Source organism: Micromonospora sp. NPDC047762, from assembly GCF_043204655.1.
Lineage (GTDB): Bacteria > Actinomycetota > Actinomycetes > Mycobacteriales > Micromonosporaceae > Micromonospora.
In genome coordinates this window covers 14,588-40,090 of the sequence record NZ_JBIDCQ010000003.1, presented here as the reverse complement: position 1 = coordinate 40,090, position 25,503 = coordinate 14,588, and the positions used below count along the sequence as shown (strand labels likewise).

The following is a 25,503-nucleotide window of genomic DNA, read 5'->3' as shown; positions in this document are numbered from 1 at the left end:
CCAGGCTTGTAGCGTCCGTCCAATGAGCACCCCGCACGACCGCTGGCCGGACACGGGAGCGTCACGGAGGCGGTTCCCGATCGACCCCGCCCTGGAGGCGCTACGGCAATGCGGGGCACCTGTCGGGGACAGCGGGTTTGTCGATGCGCTCGGGGTCGCTCTGATCCACAATTCGTATCTTTACGAAAACACCCGTCAGTTGCCCGGCGTCACGCGCGGCCTCCTCGACGCGCTCGCACGCCTCGGCGGCACCTTTCTCCAGCGGCACGCGGCGGTCGAAGGGTTGGCTTGGGTACCCGGCGATAAGCCCGGCCCACTGAGTACAGAGATCGGCCACATCGCCTCGACATTGCCGGCGTGGGCAGCCCGGCAGCCATGGATCGCTGAGTCGACTGCGGTCGGGCATGGCCTCGTTGGCGAGCCGCTGCCGAACCGTGTGGTCGCCGACCTCTTCCGGCGCGTGGTCGGCCTGCTGTGTGTCCTCGACCTGTACGACTCGGCCACCCGCCTGGCTGGCGGACTGCTCTCCGACGCCCGCCGGACGGCGGTTGTGCACGACCCGGTCACCACCTTGCAGGCGACCGCGAGGGCCGCGCCGGTGACGTACGCCTACGAGCGCGAGGGTCCGGACCACCAGTCGACCTACCACGCCGTTGCGACGGATACTCGGGGCCGCCGCACCACAGGCACTGGCCGCAGCAAGAAGGCAGCGGCCCACGAGGCTGCGCGCAAGTTCGTCCAGCGGTACTACCCGGCCGCGGCGGCCACGGTGACGGCAGTCCGGCCTGCCGCGCAGGCCCGCGAGATGCTCGGCTACCGCGATCACACCTGGACGGTCGACCGGATCCAGCGAGCCTTCGCGCTCCCGCCGACCGCTCGGCCGCTGCTATCCCAGGCGTTGATCCACTCGTCCTGGACTTATGAGCACCAGTCCGAGACCGCCCGAGCCGGCCAGCGCAGCAACCAGCTGCTAGGGCTAGTCGGCTCACACGTGCTCGAGCACGAGAACCGTCTCGCGGTGGCCCGCCGGGCGGTCGTTGAGCGGCCTGACACTCTCCTTGTGGTCACTCTGCCCAACGACGCGTACGAGCGGGCCTGCCGGTGGGCCGACCTAACCAGCGGCCTGCTGCTCGGGGCCGGCCAAAGTGTCCTGGGCACCTCACCCGAGATTAAGGCGAACGTGTTTCAGGCCGTCATGGCCGCCGTGTACCTCAGCAAGCGGCGCCCGGCCACGCTCCAGTCGGAGTGGCCGCCCGCATGGCGGCCAGCCTGGAAAATGATCGCGCCGGGCCGCGCGCGGGCCCTCGACGACACCACTCGCCTGCAGCGAGCCGCCAGCGGGTTACGGCTGGACATCGCGTTCGAATTCAAGTCGTCCGGGCCGAGCCATCAGGCCGTCTTCGTGGCCACTGCGATCTTGACCAGCCCGCTGCTCGGTGACTCGGTGGCCGTTACCGGCGGGGGTGCCTCCGGCAAGACCGCTGCGAAACACGAGGTCTCCCGACGCGTGCTAGATATCCTCGCCAGTTCCGCTAGTGGGATCCCGGACGATGGCGGCCACGCGCTCAACCGGCTGGTCCTGGCGCAGCAGGCGGCGATCCTCGCCTCCAACAACCCGCCGGTCGCCGCTTGGGCGGCGTCCAAGCAGTTCGGCCTGGATCTCATCCAGAGTCCGGAGAAGCTGCTGGAATGGGCCGGCCAGACAGACCGGCACTTGCGAAAGCGGTCCAGTCCACAGCTGGTGGCTGGCCTTACCAACGCGTTCCGGCGGGCCCGGTACCTCGCCGACACACGGGAACAGGTGATCGATGCTGAGCTGCTACAAACATTAGATGCGATCAGGGCCGTCACCGAGCCGGCCGGGCTGGACCGCACGCTCACCGATCGCATCGTCCGGCTCTGCCGGCTCTTTCGGTGCATGGGCGCGGACGAGCCGGATACCGACTTGGGGCACCTGGTCGGCGAGTGGACCAGCTTCCACCGGGACCGATTGGCGCTCACCGGACCGATGCCAGCCGTAACGCTGACCGCCCGTGAGCGCGCCGTCCTAGACGCCGCGGCCAACATCATGCTCCGTTCAAAAGCCCTCGCGACCGCCAGGGTGTTCGGCGAGCGCCCGCTGCGCATGCGCTTCACCGGCCCAACGAAGCCGGACCTCGCGCACGCCTGCGCACTGTGGTCCGCCGTCACCTGGTCAGGCGTCATGCGCCCGGTCCCAGGCGGACTCGAGGTGGAAATCGCTGGGCTAACTCTCCCGCTGAACCCCGGACCGGTCAGCCAAGCCGCATTCGCCGCGCCGCACCCTAGCCCTGACCCGTTCCGCCGACGGGTGGCTGACGTGCTACACGACATCAAGAACCACGCGAGCGCATCCCGCCAGGCCTCCAATGCGGTAGCGGCCACCCCAGCCGGCCACCACGAACAGCAGGCCGACGCGCACCGGCACCTAGAGAGGATGCAACGCCTGGCCCTCAGCCTGACGGCCGTGACCTCGGTACCAGACGCCGCAGCCGGCGGCGACGTTGATTTCGGGCCGTTCCTCCGCCAATACGCCCGCGACCTGCTGACCCGCCTGCCCGACCGGGTCGGGCTAGACACGCCGGCGACGGACACCGCCGCCCAAGCCGCCATTGACGAGCGCTCACTCGGGCTGATCCTGGACAACCTGACTGCGAATGCAGTGGAGGCCATGGCCAGCGGCGGCCGCATCCGGATGGACTGGACCGTTGACGAGGAGACCGCGATCATTGAAGTCGCCGATGACGGCCCAGGCATCGGCGCAGACGTCGTCGCCGCATTGGAATCGGGTGCCAGGATCCGCACCACGAAACAGGGCGGCAGCGGCATCGGCCTGTTGTCGGTCGAGTCGCTCCTGCAGCGAGTCGGCGGGCAGCTCGCGTGGATCCCGTCGCCTGTTGGAACAAAGTGGCACGTCCGGCTTCCGCTGACCGCGCCCACCGAGGGGACTGACGAATGATCCGACAGCTCGCCGACGTGCACGTGCTGGTCGCCGACGACCAGCCGGACGTCGCCCGCACGCTTTGCCGGCCGGTCGAGCGGGCCGGCGCGCGCCTACACTTCGTCGACAGCGGGACCGCCGCGTTAACGGCTGCCACCGGCAGGCCGTTCGACCTGATAATCGTGGACCTAAAGATGCCGCCGGAGGACTGGGGCGGCCTCTGGCTCCTTGAACGCCTGCAGGCGCAAGGCCTGCGCACCCCGGCGCTGGTGCTGTCAGGAGAGGGCTCGAAGCAGCAGACGGTCCGCGCCATGCGCCTCGGTGCCGCCGACTGGGTCGACAAGGATGACGCCAGCACCGAGTTGCTCGACCGTTGCGCCGAAGTGCATGTCAAATGGCAGGCCCAAGCCCTAGAGGAGGCGATCGGAGGGCTTCCCGCACCGTTGGCGGCCCACTTCGCTCGGTATTGGCGGGCCACTGACGTGGATCGGCAGGTCAATGCCGGACTCGCGGCGCTGGAGGCGGTGCTGCGCTTCGCGGCCATGGTTGGGCTGGCCACCACACCGCCGGCGCCCTTGGCGGGAGTGACGGCAGCGCAGCTCGCCCGGCCCAGCATGGGGACTTGGCTGACGGTGTGCACGCGGCTGCTGACCCTGGCCGGCGAGGGTAGCGAGTTCGCCCGCCTACTCGCCTGCCTCATCCCCAGCGGCGGCGCCCAGCGCGTGCAGGATCTGGTCAATCTGCGCAACGGCATCGCGCACGGCCGTACGACATCCACTGCCGCCCACGCCAACCAACTCGACGGGCTGCTCCGACGGTTCGCGGCCCGGGCCGCCGCGTTCTGGCGCGCCGACATCGGGGTAGCGACGACGATGACATACGACGGGATGCTGTTCCACGCGAAGTTCGACCGGCTCCGCGGAACACGCGGCCCGTTCGTACATACCGTGGCAACGACCGATCCCACCATCACCGGCCAAGTGTTCCTGCTGCCACACGCCGGGGCACCGGTGACGCTGTCCCCATGGCTCGTCGCCGAACGCGCGCCAAGCTCCGGTGCGTACCACTGCTTCCAGTTCGACGGCTCGGACACACGCCCCAACACTAAATCGCCGCTACGGTACGCCAGCGCGGGCGACCCGTCCGACCGACCCCCGCCTCCCTCCACTGCGACCTGGCGTGCGGCCGAACCATGGGTGCAGTAAGAACTCCTAACTCATTGAGCGTTGGAGTCGGCGCCAGCAGATGACGGCGCAGGCGAGGGTGAGGAACGCCTCGTGGATGTCGTCGCGGATCTCCCAGCGGATTCGGAGGCGGCGGAACCAGTGCAGCAGGGCGTTGGTCTGCTCGACGACCCAGCGCCGAGTGCCGAGTCCGAGCCGTGCGGGACGCCGCGGCGGGCGATGACAGGTGTGATGCCGCGAGTCCGTAGCTCGCGGCGGTACTTGTCGAAGTCGTAGCCGCGATCTGCATAGATCCGGTCAGGCCGCTGTCGCGGTCTGCCGCGGATGCCCCTGATCCGAGGGACCTTGTCGACCAGGGGCATGAGCTGGGTGACGTCGTGGCGGTTGCCGGCGGTCAGGCTCACGGCGAGGGGGACGCCGCCCGCGTCAGTGATGACGTGGTGTTTCGAGCCTGGCTTGCGGCGGTCGACCGGGCTCGGACCGGTTTTGGGCCGCCTTTGAGCGCCCGGACGTGGGAGCCGTCGATCACCGCCCGCGACAGATCGAGTTGCCCGGCGGCTCGGAGTCTGCCGAGCAGCACCTCATTTAGTCGTTGCCAGACACCAGCGTCGTTCCAGTCCCGCAACCTGCGCCAGCAGGTCATTCCCGACCCGAACCCAAGCTCTTGGGGCAGGTACTCCCAGGGGATCGCGGTATATAGCACGAACAGGATCCCGCACAACACCTTGCGATCATCGAGGGGCTTGCGGCCCGGGAACCGATGCCGCAGTGGCGGACGGGGTGGCAGCAGCGGCGCGATCTCGGCCCACAACTCGTCCGACACGGTAGCGGTACCAGCTGGACAACGCGATCAGCCGCCGGTTGAGGCTGGCCGCGCAGCAGGGCGACGTAGGCGTCGACGTCGGGACGGGTGACCTGCAGCGGATCCCGGTCGAGCGCGGCGAGCCAGGCGAGGTAGTGGCCGAGGTCGCGCAGGTAGGCCCGCCGGGTGTGCGGAAAGCGCCGCGACTCCAACCAGGTCAGCGCGCCAAGCCCTCACAGAGCTCTTAAACCGATCTCCTGCTGGTTGAGCGCTCTCCGGCACCGCTGCACCGCTGCAATCTTCTTCTCACGTCTGCGCGGGGACCGGTGGGCCGATGCCCGCCCGGTAACAAGCCATGGCGTCACAGGCGTTCTCCAGCCCCTGAGTTCGCGGGGCGTGCTGCCTCGATGTATTTAGCAGCTCGGATACTCCCCCCTGGTTTCAAGTGGGCCATAGTACTGCCGGGGCATCCGAACTACGTCGTACTTGCACACCTGACCCGTCACTCGAAAAGGCTGACCCTCCCGGTCGACCACCTTCGTATACTTGTTTCCGTCAACTTCAAAATCAACTGCCAGCCTGAACGAGTATGATCCCGGAGACCCGCCACGATTTACGGTTGCCTTTATTGCGAGACTTTCCTTATTCCCAGGCGCTAAGTTGATCACTTGGGAGTCGAAGTAGCGGCGATCGGTCCGATGCCCCTGCTCGTCCTCTAGGAACGGCCCCCTGTCTGGCTCATTCAAAAGGATATCCATCCGGTTAACCGCGTCACCCCCGCAGGTCTGTAGCGAAATGAGCGAGCCCTCCACCGGAGGCTTGACCTCGACGTCAACGAGTCGAATGTTGTAGATCGTCACTTGTTGCGGGAGATTAGATTGAGCATTCAGGTGGATCTCCGCTTCACCATAGGCGTAGGCACCTACGTCGAGTTCCTCCTTCATAAAAAGGTCCTCGTGGGAGGGATATTCGACGCGATTGATAAAGGCGGAGGCATCAGGCGACGCAGCTCGCGGAAACACCACAGCATGGCACAGGTTGGTAGTTGAGGTGATTGTCGTAACCAGGGCATACGGGTCGAGTGACCCGTCCTTGGTGGTTGCCTTCGGCCTGGAAGGGATGGAGGCTTCGTCAGGTTTCAGTGCGATCAAGGCAACCGCTAGGACCGCCGCTGAGGCGATGACGGCTACGACAGCGATCGCGAGTGCCGCGCGAGGCGGGGAGGTTCCAATGTTGACGGGTCCGTTCGCTTGAACAGCGAAGCTTCCGCCGGAAAGTCGCATCTCCTGCCGGCTCGCCCCTTCGGGCCAGACTTCACCGCTAGGCGTGGTACCTCCGTCGCCCTTAGGCGCGCCGGGCCCAATCTCCATGGTGGAGATGGCCACTTGCACCGCAGTTCCACACAGCACCAGCGCCGTAAGAGCCGCCAACCACGCAGATGACGGTTTCGCTGTCACAGCGTTCGTTGCCAGGCCGACCGCAGCACTCAAGACGAAGGACATCCCAGCTCCGACAGCTCGCCATCTACCCTGTGACATCTACTCAACCCCTCGGCGACGCGGCCAACAGTGCTATCTGTCTACTCATCTGGCTAACGTGCATGGGATCCACCGGATGGCCAGGTTCGATGAGACACGACGGCGGATTGCCGGAATCATGTCTCGCGATCTGGACTGCGCGGCTCACGCGCGCGCCCGCCTCGGACAGCCTGGGGTCGCACGGCGGAGATCCGGGCAGACTGGGATCGGTTGCTGGCCGAAGTCGAATTCTGCGGCTCCAACGAGGTTCGCACTCATCGATTTTCGCGCCGGCCCAATGCCGGCACCCGGAAAGCCCCGCATCACCCCCAGACCGTCCTAGGAGGATCGGTCACAAGCTGGGGGCCAGCACAGCACCTGGCGCGCCGCCCGCGCTGCCAGGTGGTGCTGCTGCGGTCCATGCGGCACCCTGAACTGATCGCTCCCGCAGTGGCCCTCAGCTCGATCGCTCTACGTCCGTTGTCTCACCTGCGGAGCCGTTCTCTGCCTGGGCCTCCATAAGCATGCCGTAGTAGGGCAGGACCACCAGTCGCAGGCACAGCCACCAGGCGTAGACCGCTCCGACACCCCACGACTGGGGGTCGTTGAGCAGCCCGTGCGCCAGGTCGTTACGCAGGTTTGGGCCGAGCTGTTCGCACAGCAGAGCACGCAGTTCGAGTGTGAGATCGGGCCCCAACAGCTGAGACGACTCCGGCATCTCAAGCAGTGTGTTGAGTCCCTTCTCGGTCTCGACGCCGTTCTCGTCCACGAAGAGCGTGAAGATCCCGTGGGCCTTCATGTAGCCGCGCACCATCTGCTCCATCTGGGGCACGAGCACGGAGATAGCCGACGGGAAGTCACCGGAAAGTCCATGCCACAACCCGCGAGCCCACAGACCGGTATGCCCCGCAGGGACGACCGGCGATTCGTAGCAGATGTCTGCGAGAAATCCGTTGTTGAAGCGGTGTTCGAGCATCAGCACCTCGAGAGCAGGGTAGATGAGTGCCTTGACCTGGAGGTCGATCCTCAACGTGAACGACCGGACTACCTCGGCGAAGACGCTCTCATCAGGCGGCTGGCCCACACCGAGTCCCGCCCGAGCAGCGACCTTGCGTGCGTCCGCGCTGAGCGTCGAGATTCCGAACAGACCCGACAGGCTCCCCTGCATGCGCTCTCGTTCGTCGGCCATCGCCTTCGTGGCGTCGATGAGCGGCACGATTCCTGCGAGACTCACGAGCGCTTCGAGTGCCTCCTTCCCGGACACGACCTTGCGCGCGTGCTCCACATACTGGGTGATGTCGATCGGATCCGACTGGATGAGCATCATCTCCTCCAGAGAAAGCTCTCGGATGTCAGCGAGCCGGTCACGCAGCTGCTGGAGTTGCCCGTCGAGACCTCGCGCCGAGCGGTACTTCCGGGGAAGACCGCGTATGGTCGCGATGGCCTTCTCGATAAACGTGCCGACAACGAGTGCGGGCCTGTCCTGCGCTAGTCGCTCGTCCGCCTCGTCGAGGTACGTCTGGCCGACGCGCTCAGTGCACTCATTGGCAAGGTCTGTTTCGCCCGCCCGCAAGTACCAGGTACAGGCGTGGCGCTCGTACGCGCGCCTGAGCCGGTGGTTCCCCGCGACGGCAGCGGCAAGCGACACGAAGTGGTTGGCCAGATCCCGAGCGCCCGCCTGGTCAACGGACCTGGCATCGCGCAGCAGGTCCGAAATCTGAGTCAGCATGAATCCCGCCGAGCCATCCTTGGTAAACAGAAACTCGGCCAGCTCGGTCGTCATCTCCTTGACGGTCTGACGGCCTGCGTTGCCCCGGCGCAGCGAGAGCTCAATCGCCCGACGCCAGCCGTCACGACCTGCACGAAGCCAGGCGTCCCGCTTTAGCGGCACCGACCGGTAAGCGTTCACCGCAGCGGACAGCAGGTCCATGTTGCGCCGGTCGCCGTAGGCCCAAGCGATGTCAGCGACCCTGGCCTTCAGGACCGGCTCCTCGATGAGGGGCACCAGGCGGGCCAGCAACTTGAGCTCCGGCTCACTCAAGTCGTCGGGGATTTCCGATCGACGATTCCCGATTTGCATGGCGGGCGCGTACGGCTCCGTCCAGTTGTCGGGAACCAGCATGGGGGACGCGGCCTTCGCCAGCACGTCCAGCACGCGTGTCCTGAGGCTGTCCTCTCCTGCATCTGCGTGGGCTTCAGCCCTCAGGCGGGCGAGGTCGAGCGAAAGCACCTCGGGGCTTTCGGTCCCGCGTGAGAGGCCATTCCCGTCTACCAGTGCGGGAGCCCACCACGCGGGGTCAATTGGATCCTCCGCCGCACCTCTGTTCGAGGCTGTACTCGTCAACTGTGTCTTCTCCTTGCTCTCGCCTGCGCGGGTCGCTGCGCGGCGTGCCCGATCACGATCCTTCAGCAGCAGTGGCCGTAGCCGCGCGCGACGAACCCGTGAACTGCCCGTGGCGGCCCCAGGATTAGTCGACCTTGCTCTCGGGGTCGGCGATGAACGCTAGGAACTCGGTACCGAGCGGAGTCGTCGCTGGCACCCACAGTCCGTTCTCGGTCATCACCGCGCTGAGCGACTGGTTGATCAGGCCAGCGGTGGCGAGTGCCCCGGCGTACCGGTCGATCAGATCGCGACGGCCGGAAAGCTCCGGCATGCCTGCCTCGATGATGCCGATCTTCGGGCCCATGTAGATGTTCGGCCGAGCGATACCGTGGCAGTCGAACCAGCCAGGTGGATCGGAGAGCAGCTGCAGCATTCGCATGTGAGTTGGGGTGAACCGGTCGATCACGTCGAAGAAAAGCTGTTGCGTGTCGACGTCCGGCGCGTCGGGCATCACGGAGTTGACGACTGCATTGCGCAGCGCCTCGAGCTTCTCGGCCCGCGAGGTGCGGTCGGCGATCTGCGCGGCCGTGGTCAGCGCGTCCATGAACGCGTCTTCGTCGGTCAGCCGTGCGAAGTCACCGACCTGCTCCTCGAGCTCGTACACCTTCGCGGCGAGGTCGTTCAGCCATCGTGTGCGTCGGTCGGCAAGGCACCGGCCAGCGAGTTCATTGAAGGCGACCTGGAGGGCGCTGCCCGCGACTGGCACGAATGAGATGGCCATCTCAGCGGACTTCGCAAGCCCTTGCTTTCGGTCGCTGTCCTCGGGGTACGGTTCCACGATGGGCATGATGCCCCACCGCCGCAACCTTGGGTCGGTAGGTGGGCTGTCGTTTGCCTGCCCGATGCCAGTGCCGCACGCCGTTCGATGGCGCCCCGATCGGGTGGCGGTTGATCCGCCGCCCTTTTTCCTGTCGGAAGGCCTCGCCACCCGACGGGTGAACCCGTGGTCAAGGCATCGACGCCGAGGGAAATCCTCGACGGTCCGCCGCACCGGTTCGTGGTGTCGACGTGTCGCGTGCACGTAGACGTTCATGTCGTGGTCACGCTCGCGTGCCCGGCCATCGTCCGCAACGCCCGCCAAGTCGACGTCTTCGGTCGTCAGCAGCAAGTCCCGCATCCCGTTCATCGTCATCCGGTTCGGCAGGCCCTTCTTCCGCGCCAGGTCGCGGATCTTCACCTACCGGTCCGTGTAGAAGTCCTCGTACCGCCAATGGTTGCCGCGCGGCGCCACGAACATGAACTGCCGCCCCGGCTCCCGGGTGGCCGGAAGCTCAGCGCGGCAAGTCGCTGTCTCGGATCTCGAGCAGGCCGGCCAGGACCTACCCGTAGCGTCGCTGATCCTTGTCTCAGGTCTCCTGCCAGCCGGCAATGCACCGGCAACACGGCATTCATCGGCCATTGACATTTATTGATCCGCGTGGCTAGCGTGAGAGCGCTCTCACGCGTTGATGGCTCGCATTGCTTGTCCAGGAAGAGCACTCTCGGTCGCCCCGGGCGGGAGTGTCCGTGGCCCACTCGCCGTGTCCGGCCGCGGGGTCGGCCCCGGGCATGGCGTCGGTCCGTCATCCCCCACGGAAAGGCGAGGCTCCCCCGACATGAAGATCAGGAATGCAGGTTTCGCGGACCGAGCGCTGTCACGCAGCCGTCGGCGCCTCATGGTCCTCCTCACCGCCGCCGCCACCGCGCTGGTCGGCAGCGTGGTCATCCAGCAGCAGCCCGCACAGGCCGCGTGGAACCTCGTGTGGGCCGACGAGTTCAACGGGGCCGGCGCGCCCAGCAGCGCCAACTGGAACTACAACGTCGGCAACGGCCTTAACCCCGGCCTCAATACTTTCGACGGCTGGGGCAACGGCGAGTGGGAGTGGTACCGCCCCGAGAACTGCACGCAGTCCGGCGGCAACCTGGTGATGCGCGCCAACTGGCTCACGACGCCCATCACGGTCAACGGCCGCAACTTTTACCAGACGTCGTGCCGCATGACGACGGACACGAAGAGGTCCTTCCAGTACGGCCGCATCGAGGCGCGCATGGCGCTCCCGACCGCCGCCGGATCGTGGCCGGCTTTCTGGATGCTCGGTGACTCGTGCGACGAGACGTCCACGAGCGCTTACAACCCAGCGCAGACCTACTACGACCGCCTGCCCACCAACTGGGCCAGTTGCGGCGAGGTCGACATCATGGAACACGCGAACGCGAACGCGACCGTGACGAACAACATCTTCTGGGATCTCCGAACCGGCGTGTTCCCGTGGACAGCGGGTCAGAACGCCAACTACGTCGCGAACCCCACCGTCAACAACGCCGCGGCCTTCCACGTCTATGCGATCGAGTGGACTGCCGCGCAGATCCGCTGGTACATCGACGGCGTGCAAACGCACGTAATCGACACGACACCGGCGACCTTGGAGGAGTTCCGCAAGCCGTTCCACGTCATCTTCAACCTGGCGCTGGGCGGCACGTACCCCGGACAGAACCCCGTGCAGAGCCAGTTCCCGCTCACCGCATCGATCGACTACGTGCGCTACTACCAGGACGGCGGGGGCACGACGCCGCCTCCCACGGGCGGACCCGCGACGCAGATCAACGGGCCGGGCGGCAAATGCGTGGACGTGGGCGGAAACGACACGGGCGGCAATGGCGCGGCCGTGCAGCTGTGGACGTGCCAGGGGCCTTCTGTTTCAAGGGACCAGCAGTGGAGTTGGGACGGCCAGACCCTGCGGACGCTGGGCCGGTGCCTCGACGTCACCGGCGCGGGTACGGCCAACGGCACGAGGGTGCAGCTCTGGGACTGCAACGGCAGCGGCGCACAGAACTGGGTCCAGGAAGGTAACCGGTTGCGCAACCCGAACTCCAACAGGTGCCTGGACTCCCCGCAAGGCTCCACAGCGGACGGCGCGCGACTACAGATCTGGGACTGCAACGGATCGGCCGCACAGTCCTTCGTGAAAGCCGCGTGACGGCCGGCCGAGGGGCACGCTGACGGTCAGGGCGCGGGAGCGGACAGGCTCCCGCGCCCTTTCCGCGCGTTCCAAGATACGACCAGCGCCGGGTTTCTCCGGCGCGCTTCGGCCGGCACACCACGGCGTCCTTCCTGATCGTCGACGAGGTCGACGCTCTGCTCGCCCGCGCCGATTCTGCGGACTTCGGCAGCAGCCGCAGCACCGAGTACCGACGGCCGCTGATTCCACCCCTTGAATAGCTTCGGGCCCCACGATGCGGCTGACACTCACCTCCCGACTGTTGCGCCGCCGCCGGCACTGGGTCCCTGCACACTTTGAGTCACCAGCAGACGTTCGCCTCTGCGCGGATCGCGGCAGAAGCGTGCATGGCCTCTGCCGGCTCACCGGTACTCGAGGCAGGGAGCTACTGGATGATCGACAAGAGAGTCGTCGGGCGGTCGCGTACGTGGTGGAATTCCGTATGGGGATGAGCGAGGTGCTGACAGAGCTCGTCAGCCGGGACGCGCGCGGCGAGGAAATTATCACGGGAACAGCGGATATCGAACGATGGACGGCGTGGACTCGGCTCGACTACGACGCCTTCCTGGATGGTCTGGCCATGGAACTGGCCACCCGCTATGACCAGGGCCGATTGCCGTTTGGGACGTGCGACGAGATTGTCAACTGGTTTCATGCTCACCACACGGCCACCCTCGACACAGCGCTACCCGAGGTGTTTCTTGACGTGTTCGAGGCGTTCGACGAAGGCGAGTATTACCACGGCGGCGATGCTTCGGAGGATCCGGAGAAGGCCTACACCCGCCCGATGATCAAAGAAGTACTGGCACGTGGCGATACACGAAAGTTCAGCTCAGCACCGAACAGTGACGCCTCCTATGCCGCACCGGATCATCGCGCATGATCTCCTACCCGCTCATCGGCAGTTCCGAATGGGGAGCGGCAGCTCCAGCCGTCACGCTGCGTGCCGCGCGGATCGCGGCAAGTACGCGTGTTAGATCGTGACGGTGCCAGGCATCATCATCGCGTCGATGCCCGCCGAACAATCCTCCTGGTCGATGACCCCCGTTCGTTCGTGGATGGCCGTAGCGCCGAGGTGGCGCGCACCAGCCCCGCGGGAATTGAACTTCTCGATCAGTACCGGGACCGGTGCCTGGACCAGCTGTGGCTGGACCACGACCTGGGCGGGGACGACACGGTCTGGCCGGTCGTGGAGGTTCTGGAACGGGCTACCTTCGACAAGTGCCCCTTTGACGTCGGCGTCATCAACGCCCACTCCGCCAATTCGGCCGGCGCTGCAAAGGTCGCCCAGGTCCTACGACACTGGGGGTATCGGGTCCGACCAAGCGATGATCCGGCGTCAACCAATCGCCGACCGAACTATGCCTTGACCCTCACGTCGTGGCTGTCGCAGGCAGAGGCCATGCGGGGAATAGCTCGACCCAACTCGGCACGGTAAAGGTCAACTCCGGGGCTGGTGTTGCGAGCGTCTTGCACCCGCTGCACCATCCCCGCCGCAAACACACCAGCGGACTTCAAGTCATCGTGAGCCGAGCGTTCGAACAAGGCACCCACCCGCTGAATCTCATCGGCCGGCACAATGTCCCCTTGCCCTGCCCGAACCAACACCCCAGCCGACCGGCACCCCGTCAGTCCCGGATCCTCATCCCCACGGTCGGCCAACTGCCAATAAGCGGCTCCACCGCCCAACAGGGCCAGCAGCACGACGGATGCCACTGCCACCCCAGCCCACCGACGCGGAAGCTTCGAGCCGGCAGAGGAACCGGTCTCGGTCTGGGAGTCGATCACGCCAAATCTCGTTTCTCGTCGACGAAGGGGTCGGTAAGCTACCACCCGCCGAGCGACCAGAGGCCACGGCTGCCCGATCTGCGCCGCCGCCGTCGTGATCACCATTCCGATCACTGAGCGCCAGCAAAGGGTCGGTGGGCGCAACACCAGCGGCTCAGCAGTGCGCCACGAAGGTCGTTGACGCCTGCGTGCCTGGCGAGACGTCAAGGAGCAAAAGGCCCTGGTTAACGCTTTGCCGGTAGGAGTGATGCTCCAGATGTCAGGCGGCTGGCACCGCCTGGACGAGGCACATGGAGACAGATATCGATCTACCCCTTGACGACCTCAGTTCGTTCTGAGAGGTCACACCGACCACTCGCCGCACCGAAACAGTTCAAAGCCCTCAGCCCTGTCCAGATTCGGTCTGCACTCCGGGCGCGACGACTGCGCGCTGCGAGTGGGCGACGAAGCGTGTAACTACGGCACCTGTGACCGCGTCGTGCTCCTGGTCGACTACGTCCGTCCTGGATCGAAGACAGGCCGAAGGATGCCGGCTCAGTACTCGGCTTCGTACAGCGGCGGATGAGCCAGACCACCACAGAACACTTCGAGGCCCCGTTCCATCGTGACGGCCCCAGAACCCGGCCGACCGCCGGGCGTACGCCGCGTCAGAATGATCCGACCAGTAGGGTCGACGAGGCGACGGCGCTCGCGAGCCGTCTGGTGAGGCAGGGATTGCAAGGCGATCTCCAGATGTCCCGCTAGTCCAGCGCGCGCCCGTCAGGGCCAACTCCCGAGAGCATCGCCATCCCTTGGCCACGAAGGGATGGGGCTCAGTCGATAATGCCTTCGATCTTGTTGGTCAGGTCGAGGATGTCAGGGATGGCATCCAGGACGGTGACCTCGGCCAGGGCGCCATCGCGGCCGAACCGGCGGCGGTACTCGTCGTAGGGGTAGTCGGCGATCGGCACCCAGGATCGGTGTCCTCGCAAGGGGTGGTTCTTCTGCGTCACCGCGCCAGAGTTGAGCCGGCAGAGCTCGATCCGCGGGCCGTATCGCTCGACGAGAGCGCGGGTGTCGACGTGCAGGACGACTTGGTCCCCCGTGCGGTACTCCTTGGCTTGACGCAGCCGGTCCAGTCGCTCGGCGCTGGCCCAGAAGAAGACCCGAGAGTTGATGGCGGCGAGGTACTCGGCCAGCGAGGAGTCAGGATCGATCTTCTCGGCGATAAACTTCATCGGCTTCTGATCGCGGATCACGGCCGGCGGCATGCCAGGCGCGCGCAGAACGGTGGACTGCTTGCGTGGTGCGCTCAAGAGTCGCTCACGCTCACTACCGTCGAGGCCGAACAGACTGACCAGTTGCTGCGTGGACAGCAGGCCGTGTCGTTGCACCGATGGCCAAGCGGTCGCCGACATTGTGTGGAAGACCTGCGGGTGGCGCGCGATCAGTTCCTCGACGTCCATGCCGGCCATGATGCCCAACGTCCACCAGTGCGGGCCATCAGCGATCCGGTCGTCATCCTCCCATCACCCCGTTGACAGATGGGAGGTCTGCAGCGCTGGCGGTCTGCGCCGCTACCCCTACGCCTGCCGAGACAGCCGCTTTTTGTAACGACCAGCTCGCGCCATTGACGCATGCTCGGGGTCAGGACGGCTTGAGTGGCTGCTCGCGACTGGTGCCTGGGTTGCATGGGATGAGTTGTGTCAGTTGGTCGTGGGAGAGTCTCGCGCCGTGGACGTTGATGAGTTTTGGGCGGTCGTGAAGTCGGCCGGGGCGGGTCTCGACGGGCGGACCGGCGACGATGGTGAGGCTGTTGCCGCGGCACTGGTGACGCGTTTGGCCGCTACATCATCGGAGGGCATCCTCGAGTTCCAGGAGCTGTTCGATCAGCTCCATGACGCGCTCTACCGTTGGGACGTGTGGGCGGCTGCGTACCTGATCGGCGGTGGATGCTCGGACGACAGCTTCATAGATTTCCGGGCGGGAGTCATCGCGCTGGGGCGCGAGTGGTACGAGCGCGTCCTGGCCTCGCCCGACGGACTGGCTGACCATCCCGCGGTACGACAAGCGGCGGCCGAGGACGACGACGGCACGCTGTTCGCCGAGTCGGTGAACTACGTAGCCAGCGAGGCCTACGAGCAGATCACAGGTGGTGACGACGACACCTTCTACGAAGCGATGAAGGCCCGCCAGCACACTGCGAACGGCATCGACGAGGCCCGCGAGCCCGACATGGGTGAGGACTTCGACTTCGACAACGATGACGAGATGCGGAGGCGGCTACCCCGGCTGGCCGAGCTGTTCCTCGGCCCTGGCGGGCATTGATCTCGGCGGCTGAGCCCCAACGCTTCAAGACGGCATGGCCAAGCCAGGACTGAGGCCCTTCGTGGTGAGCCGTTACTTCCGTCGCCGTGGAGCACATCACGGGGGCGACGAGTAGGAACTACTCGGCCACTCCTCGGCCGCCATGAACGACGTCTACACCTCGGTCATCGTCGAACTAGACGTCGAACGCGCCAAAGCCGAAGCTGCCGCCGAACTTCTCTCCCGCTACCGAGGACGGGCTACCGCGCGTGTATCTGCAGTCAGTACTCGTCCCTAAAGAGGGCGGTGGGTCTTGCGCCCGAAGGCGTAGGCATCGGCAAGCTGCCCGATCCGCGGTTTCGGCCAGATCGCCCGAGGACGGCGTCGCATCGACGGGCAGGCACGGGTACTGCGAGTTGACAAGGTTTCACGTACGGTAGTCCTGCCTTCAGGAGATCAGCCCGATGGCCACTCGTTGATTGACGTGAGGAACCGAGGCACGAATGGATGACAGACGCGACCCACGCCTGTCGCTAGCAAGCCTTGATTTCCTCGGTGACGAGGCCGCGCTTCAGCGACAGGTCGGACAGCTACTGCGGGAGAGCGGGGATCTCGCCCGCACGGGTGGTTTCCGTGGATCTGATGCGTCCGGATCGGTCTTCGTGGTCATCGACACGCACCGCCGCGTGGACACCGTCACGGTTGGCCGTGAGTGGCGCGGCGAGGTTGGCGTGGCTCGGTTCCCGGCCGCGCTGTTCGAGGCCTACAGTGCTGCCGTCGGCGCCGCGCTGGAACAGGCCGCCTTGACGGAACTTCAGCAGAGGCAGGCTCCGCCGACACCGCCACGACCGACCGCGGTGCAGACGTCGCCGGAGCTCGATGAGGACGTGTGGTCGCGGGCGACCTGGCGCGCGCTGCAAGACCTCGACGCGGAACTGGATCGGGTGGCACAACTGCGCGTTTCCCCAGTCGAGCAGGCCATGACTAGCCCCAACGGTTGTCTGACATTGCGGATTCGCGCGAACAGCATTGTCGATATCACCGGCGACACCGCACGGATCGCCCGTGCCGACGCCGGTCAGCTGCAGTTCGAAGCCCAATCCGTCCTTCGCGCCTTCGACCTGGCACGGGCAGATCAACACGACCTTGAGGGGTGGCCAGGTGGATGAGCTGAACGTCATCACCGACGCGTTGCGTACCGAGGGCGGCAAATGGTTACAGCTGTCCGACAGCGCTACCGCCATCACGGGCGCCGCGGAAGGGCTGGACTTGGACGCCTCCGCCTTCTACATCGGCGACGCCAACGCCGACGTCCACTCAGCCGCGTACCGCGACTTCCACACCTTCATGGTCAGGATCCTCGCCGGGGCGGCGACGGAGTTTGAGCAGGTCGGTGAAGCCCTTCGCCGCGTCGCCGACGCCTACGACCGGGCCGACGAGGTGATCTCGCTGGACCTCAACACCATCTACAAAGCCTAGCCACGAACGTTACGATCCGGAAGGATCCAAGCCGATGCAGCCCGCACCGCCTGACCTGGAATACGGCGAGCCGTTCAACAAGGCCTTCGACCAAATTCGCGTCGGCGTGGACCTTGCCGTTGACGGGTTCAACGACGTCGTCTCGCAGGTTAAGGAGTGGGCGTGGCTCATCGGCCCGGCGGCGCTGCTCTGGATTAAGCGCAGCATTGACGCGGTGCGTCACGGCCTGCGTGAGGTCATGGATCGAGTTGATCACGCCGTGGAGCATCAGATGCCGGTGCTGTCACTCATCTCGATGAGCTTCCGGTGGGTCACCGAGGTGAAGACACCTGTCTCCCAGCTGTCGTTCGCGATCAGCGAGCCAATCGACCAGAACCTGGCCAGCTGGACCGGCGACGCGGCCCGCGCCTACGCCGATAAGATCGCCAAACAGCGGGCGGCGGTCGACGAGTCCGTTCTCAAGGCAGAGTTCATCAGTCAGTGGTTGTTCAAGATCGCTAGGGCCAACGTTGACTATGCGGTCGAGCTAGCGACGATCGTCACCAAGCTTGCAGGTAAGTTGGCCCAGGCCGCCGTCGATACGGCCGCGGTCATCACTATCCCGTGGGCCATAGATAAGTTGGCGGAGTCTGTCGGCGATATCGTCACCGCAGGGTTGGATGCTCTCCTGCGGGTCAGTGAGCGTTTCATTGACGCGTTGGGTAACGTTCGGGACATCGCGACGCAGGTCGGTGACTACTCCAAGCTCCCCGGCGGCCGCTGGCCCGAAGCCGTCCGCGGGTAGCGCCTGTCGTCAGGCGTGCGGCACGGCGGTGTAGGTCGCCTTGAGGATCGCCAGCGCTTTCGCGGCGAGTACCTGCTTGGACAGGTAGGAATCGCCGCCTACCGCGAGCCAGACCTTCACCACCAGGTTGGCGCCCCGGGCGTGGACCATGTACTCGGTGTACTTGAAGCCCGGGTCCGATCGCTTGACGAACCCCTCGGCTTCCTCGCCGACGTCGGCGAGGAAGCCGTCCGCCGTCATGGCTGTCACCTGCTGGGTCGCCGTGTAGAGGCGTCCGGCCTCCTCGGCGCTCGTCAGCGAGGAGGCTTCCACTAGCAGGTTGGCCTGGTGGTCGTCCGCGGTGCGCATCGCGAACAGGCACGACGAGCCCTGTCGCGCCAGCGGCGGTTTCGGATCGGTACGAGCGACCTTCACCGACAGGTCCGCCAGGGGCGCCAGGTCGGTGCGCCGGCACAGGTCGAGGTTGGTGGCGTCGTACAAGGAGTCAACGGCGGGCGGTGGGCTGCTCGTGGCGGGGGCACCAACGATCGGTGAGGTGGTGACGGCGCGGGGCCTTGCCGATCCGCCGTCGTCACACCCTCCGGTAGCCGCGAGCGTTACCAGAAGGCCGACCACCAGCGCCTTTCTCCGGGACCGAGCTTCCACGCTGTTGACCATACCGTCAGCTGCCCAGCGATCGCCCGTGCTAGTTAGCGTTATCGTCGAGGCATGCCCCGCGAGACCATTGAATCTGTCGCTCGCTCCCGCGCCATCACCGCGGCGGCGGTTTTGCAGCAGCTGGTCGATCTCCGCGCCTACCCTCACCGGCACCTCGCCGTGGCCGCCTACGCCGCTGGCGGGGACAGCATCACCCAGGCACTCGCCGCCGCCGACTACCTCAGCCACATGGGGTGGGAACTCATTAATGTGACGGAGGTTGGAAGCGGCAGGATGCTACACGCGATCATGCGACGCAGGTGAGCCAGCAGGGCGAGGACAGCGCACCCGACTGTTCGGCCGTCGCGAGCAAGTCGACATCCGCTGCGGATCCAGCACTCTTAAGGCTGTCATCGCCGATTGTCTTGCCGGGCCAGCGCTGCCCGCAGCCGGAGTGCGGATTCTTGGCTTCATAGATCATCGGGCCACCAGTGTGGGTCGAGGCTTTTGCCGTGGCCTCGAGGGCATCGTCCGTAGCCGGTGCTGGAGACGTTCCAGTGGTGGTAGCAGTACGGGGCGTCGCATTGGCCACAGAATCCGGCGTCGTCGTAGAAGCCCGCGGAGGTGACGGCGGCGTACCGGTACGGCTGGGTGAAGGCGTCAGCGATTCGTTGTGCCTCTGCCGGGTCCACCGGTCGGCCGGATCCGTTGCCCGCCACGATGCCGGAGAACAGTAGCCACCATTGCTGGCCGCTGTGGCGCTGTCGGGCGGCGGTGTAGGCGTCGCGCTGCGGCGGTGACAGGCGCTGCCAGTCCACCGGTTGGGAGGCGGGTGCGACGAGTTCGATGTGGGCTGCCGGGCGCCCGCACACCGCGCACGGTGGTTCCGCGACGAAGGCCTGAGGCATGACTCTCATCCTCCCCTGTTCGTTAGGCGACCACGCGCAGTCGTCGGACGGTATCGCTGGCATGGTCGGGTTGGGTGGTTTCCCATCGACGTTGCAGCGCGTCGACGACGGTGGTGATCATTGGCTCGGTGACGTGGCTGTAGATACCCCGTACACCGGGCAGGCGGTGGCCGAGGCGGCGGGCTTGGGTGATCTCGGGGATGCCGTCCTCGATGAGCCATGTCTTGTGGGTGTGGCGCAGGTCGTGGAAGTGCATGCCGGGTAGGACCGGCGGGGTGCCTCGTTGAGGGTTGCCGGCGACTGCGGGGGTCCAGGCGCGGCGGTTGAAGTTGGAGCGCCGCTGGTGGTGGCCGCGGGCTCCGGGGAAGACGATGTCGTGGGGTTGTTCGGCGAGGTGGACGGCGAGGAGGGTGGTCAGGAAGCGGGGCAGCCGGATGTGGCGCACCGAGTCGTTGGTCTTGGGTGGGCCGAGGAACAGCTTGCCTTCGACTTCGTGCAGGGCGCCGACGTCGGGGTGCACGTGGATGCTGCCGGTGGTGAGGTCGACGTTGTCGCGGGTGAGTCCGGTGAGTTCTCCCCACCGCATGCCGGTGTAGGCGGCGGTGAGGATGAGCAGCCCGTCGCTGGGGCGGGCTTGGCGGGCGACGATCGCGGCGACCTGCTCGGCGGTGGCATGCGGTCGCTCACCGCGGATGCCTTTGGGGATGCGGATTCCCCGGCAGGGGTTGAAGGGTAGGCGTCGGTCTTCGACGGCTTCTTGCAGGACCATCGACAGAACCATCATCACGTCGGCGACGGATCGTGGCGAGAGGCGCTTGCCGAGGGCGACGGCGAGGGTTTTGACGTGTTGTCGGCGGATGTCGATCAGCGGCAGCGGGCCGAGGGCGGGCAGGATGTGCAGCCGGAGGTGACTGCGGTAGGCGGCCCAGGTGGCGGGGCCCGCTTGGTGGGTCGTTTCCCAGATCGGAACCCAGTCGGCGAGGGGGATGCGTCCGGCGCGGGGGTCGATGTAGGTGTCACGGGCCGCTTCGACGTCGATCTCCTTGGCGCGGATGACGGCGTCGGCGCGCAGGTCGTGGGATGAGTCAGTGGTGACGGCTCCGTCGGGCATGCGCAGGCGCACGCGGAATCGGGTGCCGCGCTTTTCTACCCAGGCCATGGTGTGGTCTCCGTCCGGTTGGTGTCAGGGGTGGTGATTGACGCGTGACTGCCGGGGCGGGGCAAGTCGCCGGTGGGGCGTCGGTGGCGTCGGGTAGTACGCCGGCCGGTGGGGACTTGCGCGGCGGCGGCGATGATGGCGGCGAGGTCGGCGGCTGAAAAGCGCAGGTGCTTGCCGAGGAAGGTGCAAGGGATCTGGCGGCGGCCGGCGCGGCGGCGCAGCCATGACTCCGGCACGCGGAGTCGGGCGGCAGCTTCGGCCGGCGTGTAAAGCCTCGGGTCCTGCTCGTCGTGGCCCACTGTTGTCTCGTGAGGGGTGGGGGCGGCCGGTGGTGGTCGGCGTCGGGCGCGGGGCGGGTTGGCAGGCATCGGTCGACTCCCGAACGTCGGAGGTTTCTGGCGGTTGGAGATCGGGGTGGTGGCTCGTCGCGGACGGTGTGTGGGTGCGCCGCGACGAGCCACCGTCGGCTGGCAGGGGCTAGGTGTGCTGGCAGAGCAGCAGTCGCAGGGCAGTCGCCGCTTGGGCGGGGACGACGCCGTTGCCGAGGACCCGCAGTGCGGCGGTTCGGGGCAACCCGAGGGTGGGGTCGGTGACCCAGTGCTCGGGCAGGCCCATGAGCCACTCCACGAACGGCGGCGCGAGGACGGGCTTGCCGTGCCGGCCGGTTTGCGTGGGTGCGGGGGCGGGGCGGCCGAGCAGTAGCTCCCAGCGGGCGACGGCCGGGGCATAGCCGCCCCACCGCTGCTCGTTGGGCTGCCCGAGTGCGGCGATGGTGGTGCGTAGGTCCGGGCCGCCGTCGCCGTGGCGTCCGGGGCCGCGCCCGTGGGACGCGCGGGGGGTGGGCAGGATCCGGGCCGGGACCCGCACCGCCGCGGAGGGGAGGGTGAGGTCTCCGTGGGAGCCGCGCTGCCCTGGGCAGCCCTTCTCGCCGTCGGTGGCCCTGGGGGTGGGCAGTAGCACCTGAGACAGCGGGGGCCGGAACCCGGCGCCCGCGCGTCGTCCGGGCGTGCCGGTGTCACTCGCTCTCGGTGTGGGCAGCAACCGTTCGGCGTCGGTGTGCGAGTGCTGAACGGTGCGCTCCGCGGTGGTGGGTAGGAAGCCGTGCGTGGAGCCTGACGGTTCGATGAGGTCGGGTAGGCCGTGCTGGTGGCCGGGTCCTTTGCCGTCACGGGCGCACGGTGTCGGCAGCGTCCGCACCTCCGCCGGGTTGTGGGGTGGGTGTGGCCAGCAGGAACAGCCGGTCGCGGCGGTGGGCGGCGCCGATGTCGGACGCGCGTAGGCACGTCCAGCTCGTGTCGTACCCGATCGTGGCCAGGTCGGCTTCGACGACGTCGAAGCCTCGCCGCAGGAGGGCGGCGACGTTCTCCACGAACACGAGCGGCGGTCGAAGGACGCGAACGGCGTCGGCGACGGCGCTCCACAGGCTGGAGTGCTCTCCGGTGATGCCGGCGCGTTTGCCGGCGTTGGAGATGTCCTGGCACGGGAACCCGGCGGTGAGGACGTCGACGGGCTCGACGCTGGCCCAGTCGACGGTGCGGATGTCGCCGAGGTTGGGCACGCCGGGCCAGTGATACTCGCAGACGGTGCGGGCGTGCCGGTCGGTCTCGGCGTACCAGGTGAGCTGGCCGCCGAGCACCAGCTCGACGGCCAGGTCGAGGCCGCCGTAGCCGGTGCACAGCGATCCGATGCGGGGGGCGGTGGTGTGGGCACTGCTCACGTCACCTCACCGCGCCCGGCGTCGCCTGTCACCGGCTCGCCGTTCGGGCAGGACCACGGGCCACAACCAGGCGCGTCCACAGGTTGCGGACGGGGGCGCAGCTGCACCTCGTCGAGCGGTACTCGTTGCCGGTGCAGGAAGAACTGGCCGCGCAAGGGGTGTCCGTCGGCGTTGGCCCGGGCGGAGCCGTTGCGGATGGACCGGTCGAAGGCGACGGCGTCGGCCCACTCCTGCGGGCTGTGCTCGCGCAGGGCGTACCAGAAGCCGTCGTCGTGGAACGGGCAGCCTACGCACGACGACTTCGGGGTGTCCGCGAGGCCGTGCGCGGCCAGGAATCGTAGGCAGTCGGTGCGTCGCCAGCCGATGTCGAGCAGGGGGTGCACGTGGTGCATGTAGGCGACGTCGGAGTCGCGGGCCCGACCGATCTCGTCGAGGCTGATGCCGATCGCGACCTCTGCCCGGACCCGTGCCGGGACGCGCGTTGGGTGTGGGTAGCCCAGCCGGCGCCGCACCTCCGCCTTGATGGGTTTGATCTTGTATTCGGAGGTGCACTGCCGGCGGGCCATACCGCGCTCACCGTTGGGGCCGAGGGTGAACAGGGGCATGGAGGCGAACCGGTGGCGTGGGTCGAGCGCGTCGGCTCGGATGTCACCGGCGCTGACGCGTACCACTTCGATTCCGGCCTGTTCGGCGACGCCGGTCAGGCGTTCCAGGTGCCGGTAGACCACCGCCGGCTCCCAGCCGCTGTCGGCGAAGATCACCGCCTCGAACCTGGGGATCGCGCCCTGGGCGGCGAGCAGCAGGAGTGTGGAGCTCTGGACGCCGGCGCCCAGGGACAGGTAGCGGTGGGTGGGTGGGCTCACGCGACCACCCCGGATCCGTCCTCAGGTGTGCGCGTCCTAGTGAAGATCAGCACGTCCTCGTGGGCGATGAGGTGCATCGGCACCCCGGACGAGCGGGCCTTGCGGACCTGTTGGAGTTGGAAGAACGACGGCCGGGCGACGAGCTGCCCGTCACGGACGGCGGCGAGGAGGGCCACGCACCGCTCAGTCGGCACGAGTCCGGCGCGCAGGCCGGCGGCGATGACGGCGCTGGGCAGGTCGACCAGCTCGCCGCGTTTGCGCCACGGGCGGGCGGTGACCACGACAGTGCCGCCGGGTCGTAGCAGGGTGGCGCAGCCGCGCAGGATCTCAGCGAAGCCGTCGGTGAGACCGGTCAGGTCGCGGTAGGCGAGGTTGCCCTTGTCCTCGCCGTCGTTGTACCGGTCGTCGTACTTCACGACCCCGTGCTCGCCGGGGCGGACGAGACCGTGGACGGTCGGCCCGTACGGCGGTGAGGTGACCACGAGCGCCACCTGTCCGGTGAGGACCTTCGGCACCAGCGACATCAGCCGGGTCGCGTCACCGCGGATGACCGACGCGCGTCCGCTGGCGCCCTGGTCGTGGGCGTGGCGGATGTTGGCGTCGGCGATGTTCGACCATCGCGACTCGTACTCGATGCCGAAGGCGTCGCGGCCGGCGTGGACGGCCTCGACCAGGGTGGTACCGATGCCGCACATCGGGTCCAGGACCAGATCGCCGGGCTCGGTGTAGGCGGCAATGGCATGGGCGGCGATGGCGGGCAGCATCCGGGCGGGATGCTTGACCGATTCCGGCACGTACCGGCCGCGTCGCTGCACGGGGCCGGTCGACTGGGCGGTGGCCCAGACGGACAGACCCCCAGGGTCGGCGCGGTGGCGACCTTCGTACTCGCAGTGCCGGCCCGGGTGGTCCCCGCCAGCCGCGGAGCTGTCGGTGGCCGGTGCGTTCATGTCGGGATGTCCGGTGGCGGGCTCAGGCACGGCGCTCACCGCCGTCGCGGTCGCGGCGTCGTCCTGACCCCACAATGGGAGTCGGGGGTGGGGTGAAGACCATCAGGTCGGCGTGCACCCGCAGGTGGGCGACCGACCACTGCTCAGGATTGGCGTGGGCCAGGGTGAGCAGTTCCTCGTCCGTGCCGTGGTAGTAGATGAACTGGTCGCCGTCGGTGTCGGCCTCGACGGCGACGATGTGCTGCAGGTAGCCCAGTCCCGCCGCGGAGGCGGCGGTCACGAGCGGCCCGAAGTCCTCCGGCGTGGGCTGCGTGCCGGCGGGAATGCCGACGACGAGGACGAGGCAGCCGCCGGGGCGCAGCAGCCGCGCGCAGGCAGCGAGGAGCCAGGCGAGACGGACCCGGGCCGTCGTGCCCGCCTCGTGCAGCGGCCAGGAGGCGACCACCAGGCTGATGGCCGCGTCCAGCGGGCCGTCCTCAGGCGGGCGGACGACTGCGGCGTCGGCGCCGGGCAGGTCAGAGTCGGTGAGGTCATCGCCGAACCAGTCGACCAACTCGGGCAGGTCCCGCGCGTCGCCGGCCGCCCGCTCGGCGGGCTCGGTGAGCGGGTTAGTTGCGGTCGTGGGCGCCGACGGGCCGGCGGTGGCGGGTCCGATAATCAGGCTGGAGCTGTCGATGAACCAGGCGCGATGGTGCTGGCGACCACCCCGCGCGCAGATCGGTGCGAGGACGTGGTCGGTGGTGAGGTCGACCACCGCCTCCCCCGGCCGGCTGTAGGCGGAGACGAGGCGATAAGCCAGACGGGTGGGCAAGCTGGTGTGCGGATCGGCGTCGGTACGGGCCGTGCGCCAGACCGTGATCGGGACCGGCGGGTCGCCGACGATCAGGTCAATAAGAGTGGGGTCGGCCGGCTCGCTGTGGTCGGCCGGCTGGTGCGGCGTGTGCTCGCTCATGTGCTGTCGGCTCCGCGCCGCGCCGGGAAGCGCTGACATCCCCAAACCGGGTTTTGTGAGCCCCGGCGAACACTTGCCGAACCCACAACCGCTCACCAGGCGCGACCCGGCTGCGGCTCGTCCCGGCTTTCGTCGTCCTGTCTAGAGCACGGGACTTGGCG

General features: G+C 67.3%; 24 protein-coding genes and 2 pseudogenes. 10 read left to right on the top strand and 16 right to left on the bottom strand.

Going from position 1 to position 25,503, the window contains the following annotated elements; genetic code table 11:
• Positions 1-22: 22 nt before the first annotated feature.
• Complete coding sequence (locus ACGF3C_RS11025) at positions 23-2,977, top strand: ATP-binding protein (protein WP_393220930.1); 2,955 nt, start codon at positions 23-25, stop codon at positions 2,975-2,977.
• Positions 2,974-4,164 carry a response regulator gene (locus tag ACGF3C_RS11020; RefSeq protein WP_393220927.1) on the top strand — a complete coding sequence of 397 codons (1,191 nt, stop codon included), beginning with the start codon at positions 2,974-2,976 and terminating at the stop codon, positions 4,162-4,164. The genes ACGF3C_RS11025 and ACGF3C_RS11020 overlap by 4 nt, the downstream gene beginning before the upstream one ends.
• Before the next feature lie 6 nt (positions 4,165-4,170).
• Here ACGF3C_RS11020 and ACGF3C_RS11015 read toward each other — a convergent pair.
• From ACGF3C_RS11015 to ACGF3C_RS10995, 5 genes and pseudogenes are all read right to left on the bottom strand, one after another.
• Positions 4,171-4,966 (bottom strand): annotated as a pseudogene (locus ACGF3C_RS11015) (IS5 family transposase).
• A gap of 50 nt (positions 4,967-5,016) precedes the next feature.
• Positions 5,017-5,157: pseudogene (locus tag ACGF3C_RS11010) on the bottom strand (site-specific integrase); the annotation flags it as partial.
• A 201-nt stretch (positions 5,158-5,358) separates the two neighbouring features.
• The gene (locus tag ACGF3C_RS11005; RefSeq protein WP_393220924.1) at positions 5,359-6,447 is read right to left on the bottom strand and encodes a hypothetical protein; all 1,089 of its coding nucleotides are present in this window, start codon (positions 6,445-6,447) and stop codon (positions 5,359-5,361) included.
• A 472-nt stretch (positions 6,448-6,919) separates the two neighbouring features.
• On the bottom strand, positions 6,920-8,806 hold the full coding sequence (locus ACGF3C_RS11000) for a DUF4209 domain-containing protein (RefSeq protein WP_393220921.1): 1,887 nt from the start codon (positions 8,804-8,806) through the stop codon (positions 6,920-6,922).
• 124 nt (positions 8,807-8,930) lie between these two features.
• On the bottom strand, positions 8,931-10,022 hold the full coding sequence (locus tag ACGF3C_RS10995) for a hypothetical protein (protein WP_393220918.1): 1,092 nt from the start codon (positions 10,020-10,022) through the stop codon (positions 8,931-8,933).
• 418 nt (positions 10,023-10,440) lie between these two features.
• On the opposite strand from ACGF3C_RS10995, the gene ACGF3C_RS10990 reads away from it, so the two are divergent.
• The 3 genes from ACGF3C_RS10990 to ACGF3C_RS10980 all read left to right on the top strand — a co-directional run bounded on the left by ACGF3C_RS10990 (position 10,441) and on the right by ACGF3C_RS10980 (position 13,261).
• A complete protein-coding gene (locus tag ACGF3C_RS10990; RefSeq protein ID WP_393220915.1) occupies positions 10,441-11,802 on the top strand; it encodes a ricin-type beta-trefoil lectin domain protein in 1,362 nt (453 codons plus the stop codon).
• A 469-nt stretch (positions 11,803-12,271) separates the two neighbouring features.
• Positions 12,272-12,706 (top strand): hypothetical protein, encoded by a 435-nt coding sequence (locus ACGF3C_RS10985; RefSeq protein ID WP_393220913.1) that lies wholly within the window; start codon positions 12,272-12,274, stop codon positions 12,704-12,706.
• An 87-nt stretch (positions 12,707-12,793) separates the two neighbouring features.
• Positions 12,794-13,261: a cyclic-phosphate processing receiver domain-containing protein gene (locus ACGF3C_RS10980; protein WP_393220910.1), complete on the top strand. Its 468-nt coding sequence runs from the start codon at positions 12,794-12,796 to the stop codon at positions 13,259-13,261.
• Positions 13,262-14,423: 1,162 nt separating this feature from the next.
• On the opposite strand, the gene ACGF3C_RS10975 is transcribed toward ACGF3C_RS10980, so the two are convergent.
• The gene (locus ACGF3C_RS10975) at positions 14,424-15,056 is read right to left on the bottom strand and encodes a DUF7002 family protein (RefSeq protein ID WP_393220907.1); all 633 of its coding nucleotides are present in this window, start codon (positions 15,054-15,056) and stop codon (positions 14,424-14,426) included.
• Between the two features lie 250 nt (positions 15,057-15,306).
• On the opposite strand from ACGF3C_RS10975, the gene ACGF3C_RS10970 reads away from it, so the two are divergent.
• From ACGF3C_RS10970 to ACGF3C_RS10955, 4 genes are all read left to right on the top strand, one after another.
• On the top strand, positions 15,307-15,918 hold the full coding sequence (locus ACGF3C_RS10970) for a DUF4240 domain-containing protein (RefSeq protein WP_393221901.1): 612 nt from the start codon (positions 15,307-15,309) through the stop codon (positions 15,916-15,918).
• Positions 15,919-16,400: 482 nt separating this feature from the next.
• A complete protein-coding gene (locus ACGF3C_RS10965) occupies positions 16,401-17,066 on the top strand; it encodes a hypothetical protein (protein ID WP_393220904.1) in 666 nt (221 codons plus the stop codon).
• Positions 17,059-17,376 (top strand): hypothetical protein, encoded by a 318-nt coding sequence (locus ACGF3C_RS10960; RefSeq protein ID WP_393220902.1) that lies wholly within the window; start codon positions 17,059-17,061, stop codon positions 17,374-17,376. The genes ACGF3C_RS10965 and ACGF3C_RS10960 overlap by 8 nt, the downstream gene beginning before the upstream one ends.
• Before the next feature lie 34 nt (positions 17,377-17,410).
• On the top strand, positions 17,411-18,160 hold the full coding sequence (locus ACGF3C_RS10955) for a hypothetical protein (protein ID WP_393220899.1): 750 nt from the start codon (positions 17,411-17,413) through the stop codon (positions 18,158-18,160).
• Between the two features lie 9 nt (positions 18,161-18,169).
• Here ACGF3C_RS10955 and ACGF3C_RS10950 read toward each other — a convergent pair whose 3' ends face one another.
• Positions 18,170-18,817, bottom strand: a complete 648-nt coding sequence (locus ACGF3C_RS10950) for a hypothetical protein (protein ID WP_393220896.1) — start codon at positions 18,815-18,817, stop codon at positions 18,170-18,172.
• A 51-nt stretch (positions 18,818-18,868) separates the two neighbouring features.
• On the opposite strand from ACGF3C_RS10950, the gene ACGF3C_RS10945 reads away from it, so the two are divergent.
• Positions 18,869-19,120 (top strand): transcriptional regulator, encoded by a 252-nt coding sequence (locus ACGF3C_RS10945; RefSeq protein WP_357205858.1) that lies wholly within the window; start codon positions 18,869-18,871, stop codon positions 19,118-19,120.
• On the opposite strand, the gene ACGF3C_RS10940 is transcribed toward ACGF3C_RS10945, so the two are convergent.
• The 9 genes from ACGF3C_RS10940 to ACGF3C_RS10900 all read right to left on the bottom strand — a co-directional run bounded on the left by ACGF3C_RS10940 (position 19,104) and on the right by ACGF3C_RS10900 (position 25,342).
• The gene (locus tag ACGF3C_RS10940) at positions 19,104-19,277 is read right to left on the bottom strand and encodes a hypothetical protein (protein ID WP_393220893.1); all 174 of its coding nucleotides are present in this window, start codon (positions 19,275-19,277) and stop codon (positions 19,104-19,106) included. The two genes, ACGF3C_RS10945 and ACGF3C_RS10940, sit on opposite strands and share 17 nt — an antisense overlap.
• Complete coding sequence (locus ACGF3C_RS10935; protein ID WP_393220890.1) at positions 19,267-19,704, bottom strand: hypothetical protein; 438 nt, start codon at positions 19,702-19,704, stop codon at positions 19,267-19,269. The genes ACGF3C_RS10940 and ACGF3C_RS10935 overlap by 11 nt, the downstream gene beginning before the upstream one ends.
• A gap of 22 nt (positions 19,705-19,726) precedes the next feature.
• On the bottom strand, positions 19,727-20,863 hold the full coding sequence (locus ACGF3C_RS10930) for a tyrosine-type recombinase/integrase (RefSeq protein WP_393220887.1): 1,137 nt from the start codon (positions 20,861-20,863) through the stop codon (positions 19,727-19,729).
• On the bottom strand, positions 20,851-21,231 hold the full coding sequence (locus tag ACGF3C_RS10925) for a helix-turn-helix domain-containing protein (RefSeq protein WP_393220884.1): 381 nt from the start codon (positions 21,229-21,231) through the stop codon (positions 20,851-20,853). The genes ACGF3C_RS10930 and ACGF3C_RS10925 overlap by 13 nt, the downstream gene beginning before the upstream one ends.
• 109 nt (positions 21,232-21,340) lie before the next feature.
• Positions 21,341-21,823, bottom strand: coding sequence for a hypothetical protein (locus ACGF3C_RS10920; RefSeq protein WP_393220881.1), 483 nt, complete (start codon positions 21,821-21,823; stop codon positions 21,341-21,343).
• A 205-nt stretch (positions 21,824-22,028) separates the two neighbouring features.
• Positions 22,029-22,580 carry a DNA cytosine methyltransferase gene (locus tag ACGF3C_RS10915; protein WP_393220878.1) on the bottom strand — a complete coding sequence of 184 codons (552 nt, stop codon included), beginning with the start codon at positions 22,578-22,580 and terminating at the stop codon, positions 22,029-22,031.
• The gene (locus ACGF3C_RS10910) at positions 22,577-23,443 is read right to left on the bottom strand and encodes a hypothetical protein (protein WP_393220875.1); all 867 of its coding nucleotides are present in this window, start codon (positions 23,441-23,443) and stop codon (positions 22,577-22,579) included. The genes ACGF3C_RS10915 and ACGF3C_RS10910 overlap by 4 nt, the downstream gene beginning before the upstream one ends.
• Positions 23,440-24,429 carry a TRM11 family SAM-dependent methyltransferase gene (locus tag ACGF3C_RS10905; RefSeq protein WP_393220872.1) on the bottom strand — a complete coding sequence of 330 codons (990 nt, stop codon included), beginning with the start codon at positions 24,427-24,429 and terminating at the stop codon, positions 23,440-23,442. The genes ACGF3C_RS10910 and ACGF3C_RS10905 overlap by 4 nt, the downstream gene beginning before the upstream one ends.
• Positions 24,413-25,342, bottom strand: coding sequence for a hypothetical protein (locus ACGF3C_RS10900; RefSeq protein WP_393220869.1), 930 nt, complete (start codon positions 25,340-25,342; stop codon positions 24,413-24,415). The genes ACGF3C_RS10905 and ACGF3C_RS10900 overlap by 17 nt, the downstream gene beginning before the upstream one ends.
• Positions 25,343-25,503: the final 161 nt, after the last annotated feature.

What these genes read in the sequence shown, in the direction of transcription:
- ACGF3C_RS11025 (WP_393220930.1), top strand. Translation starts at nt 23, where the DNA reads ATGAGCACCCCGCACGACCGCTGGCCGGACACGGGAGCGTCACGGAGG.
- ACGF3C_RS11020 (WP_393220927.1), top strand. Translation starts at nt 2,974, where the DNA reads ATGATCCGACAGCTCGCCGACGTGCACGTGCTGGTCGCCGACGACCAG.
- ACGF3C_RS11005 (WP_393220924.1), bottom strand. Translation starts at nt 6,447, where the DNA reads ATGTCCTTCGTCTTGAGTGCTGCGGTCGGCCTGGCAACGAACGCTGTG.
- ACGF3C_RS10990 (WP_393220915.1), top strand. Translation starts at nt 10,441, where the DNA reads ATGAAGATCAGGAATGCAGGTTTCGCGGACCGAGCGCTGTCACGCAGC.
- ACGF3C_RS10985 (WP_393220913.1), top strand. Translation starts at nt 12,272, where the DNA reads ATGAGCGAGGTGCTGACAGAGCTCGTCAGCCGGGACGCGCGCGGCGAG.
- ACGF3C_RS10975 (WP_393220907.1), bottom strand. Translation starts at nt 15,056, where the DNA reads ATGGACGTCGAGGAACTGATCGCGCGCCACCCGCAGGTCTTCCACACA.
- ACGF3C_RS10965 (WP_393220904.1), top strand. Translation starts at nt 16,401, where the DNA reads ATGGATGACAGACGCGACCCACGCCTGTCGCTAGCAAGCCTTGATTTC.
- ACGF3C_RS10955 (WP_393220899.1), top strand. Translation starts at nt 17,411, where the DNA reads ATGCAGCCCGCACCGCCTGACCTGGAATACGGCGAGCCGTTCAACAAG.
- ACGF3C_RS10950 (WP_393220896.1), bottom strand. Translation starts at nt 18,817, where the DNA reads ATGGTCAACAGCGTGGAAGCTCGGTCCCGGAGAAAGGCGCTGGTGGTC.
- ACGF3C_RS10945 (WP_357205858.1), top strand. Translation starts at nt 18,869, where the DNA reads ATGCCCCGCGAGACCATTGAATCTGTCGCTCGCTCCCGCGCCATCACC.
- ACGF3C_RS10940 (WP_393220893.1), bottom strand. Translation starts at nt 19,277, where the DNA reads ATGATCTATGAAGCCAAGAATCCGCACTCCGGCTGCGGGCAGCGCTGG.
- ACGF3C_RS10935 (WP_393220890.1), bottom strand. Translation starts at nt 19,704, where the DNA reads ATGCCTCAGGCCTTCGTCGCGGAACCACCGTGCGCGGTGTGCGGGCGC.
- ACGF3C_RS10930 (WP_393220887.1), bottom strand. Translation starts at nt 20,863, where the DNA reads ATGGCCTGGGTAGAAAAGCGCGGCACCCGATTCCGCGTGCGCCTGCGC.
- ACGF3C_RS10925 (WP_393220884.1), bottom strand. Translation starts at nt 21,231, where the DNA reads ATGCCTGCCAACCCGCCCCGCGCCCGACGCCGACCACCACCGGCCGCC.
- ACGF3C_RS10900 (WP_393220869.1), bottom strand. Translation starts at nt 25,342, where the DNA reads ATGAGCGAGCACACGCCGCACCAGCCGGCCGACCACAGCGAGCCGGCC.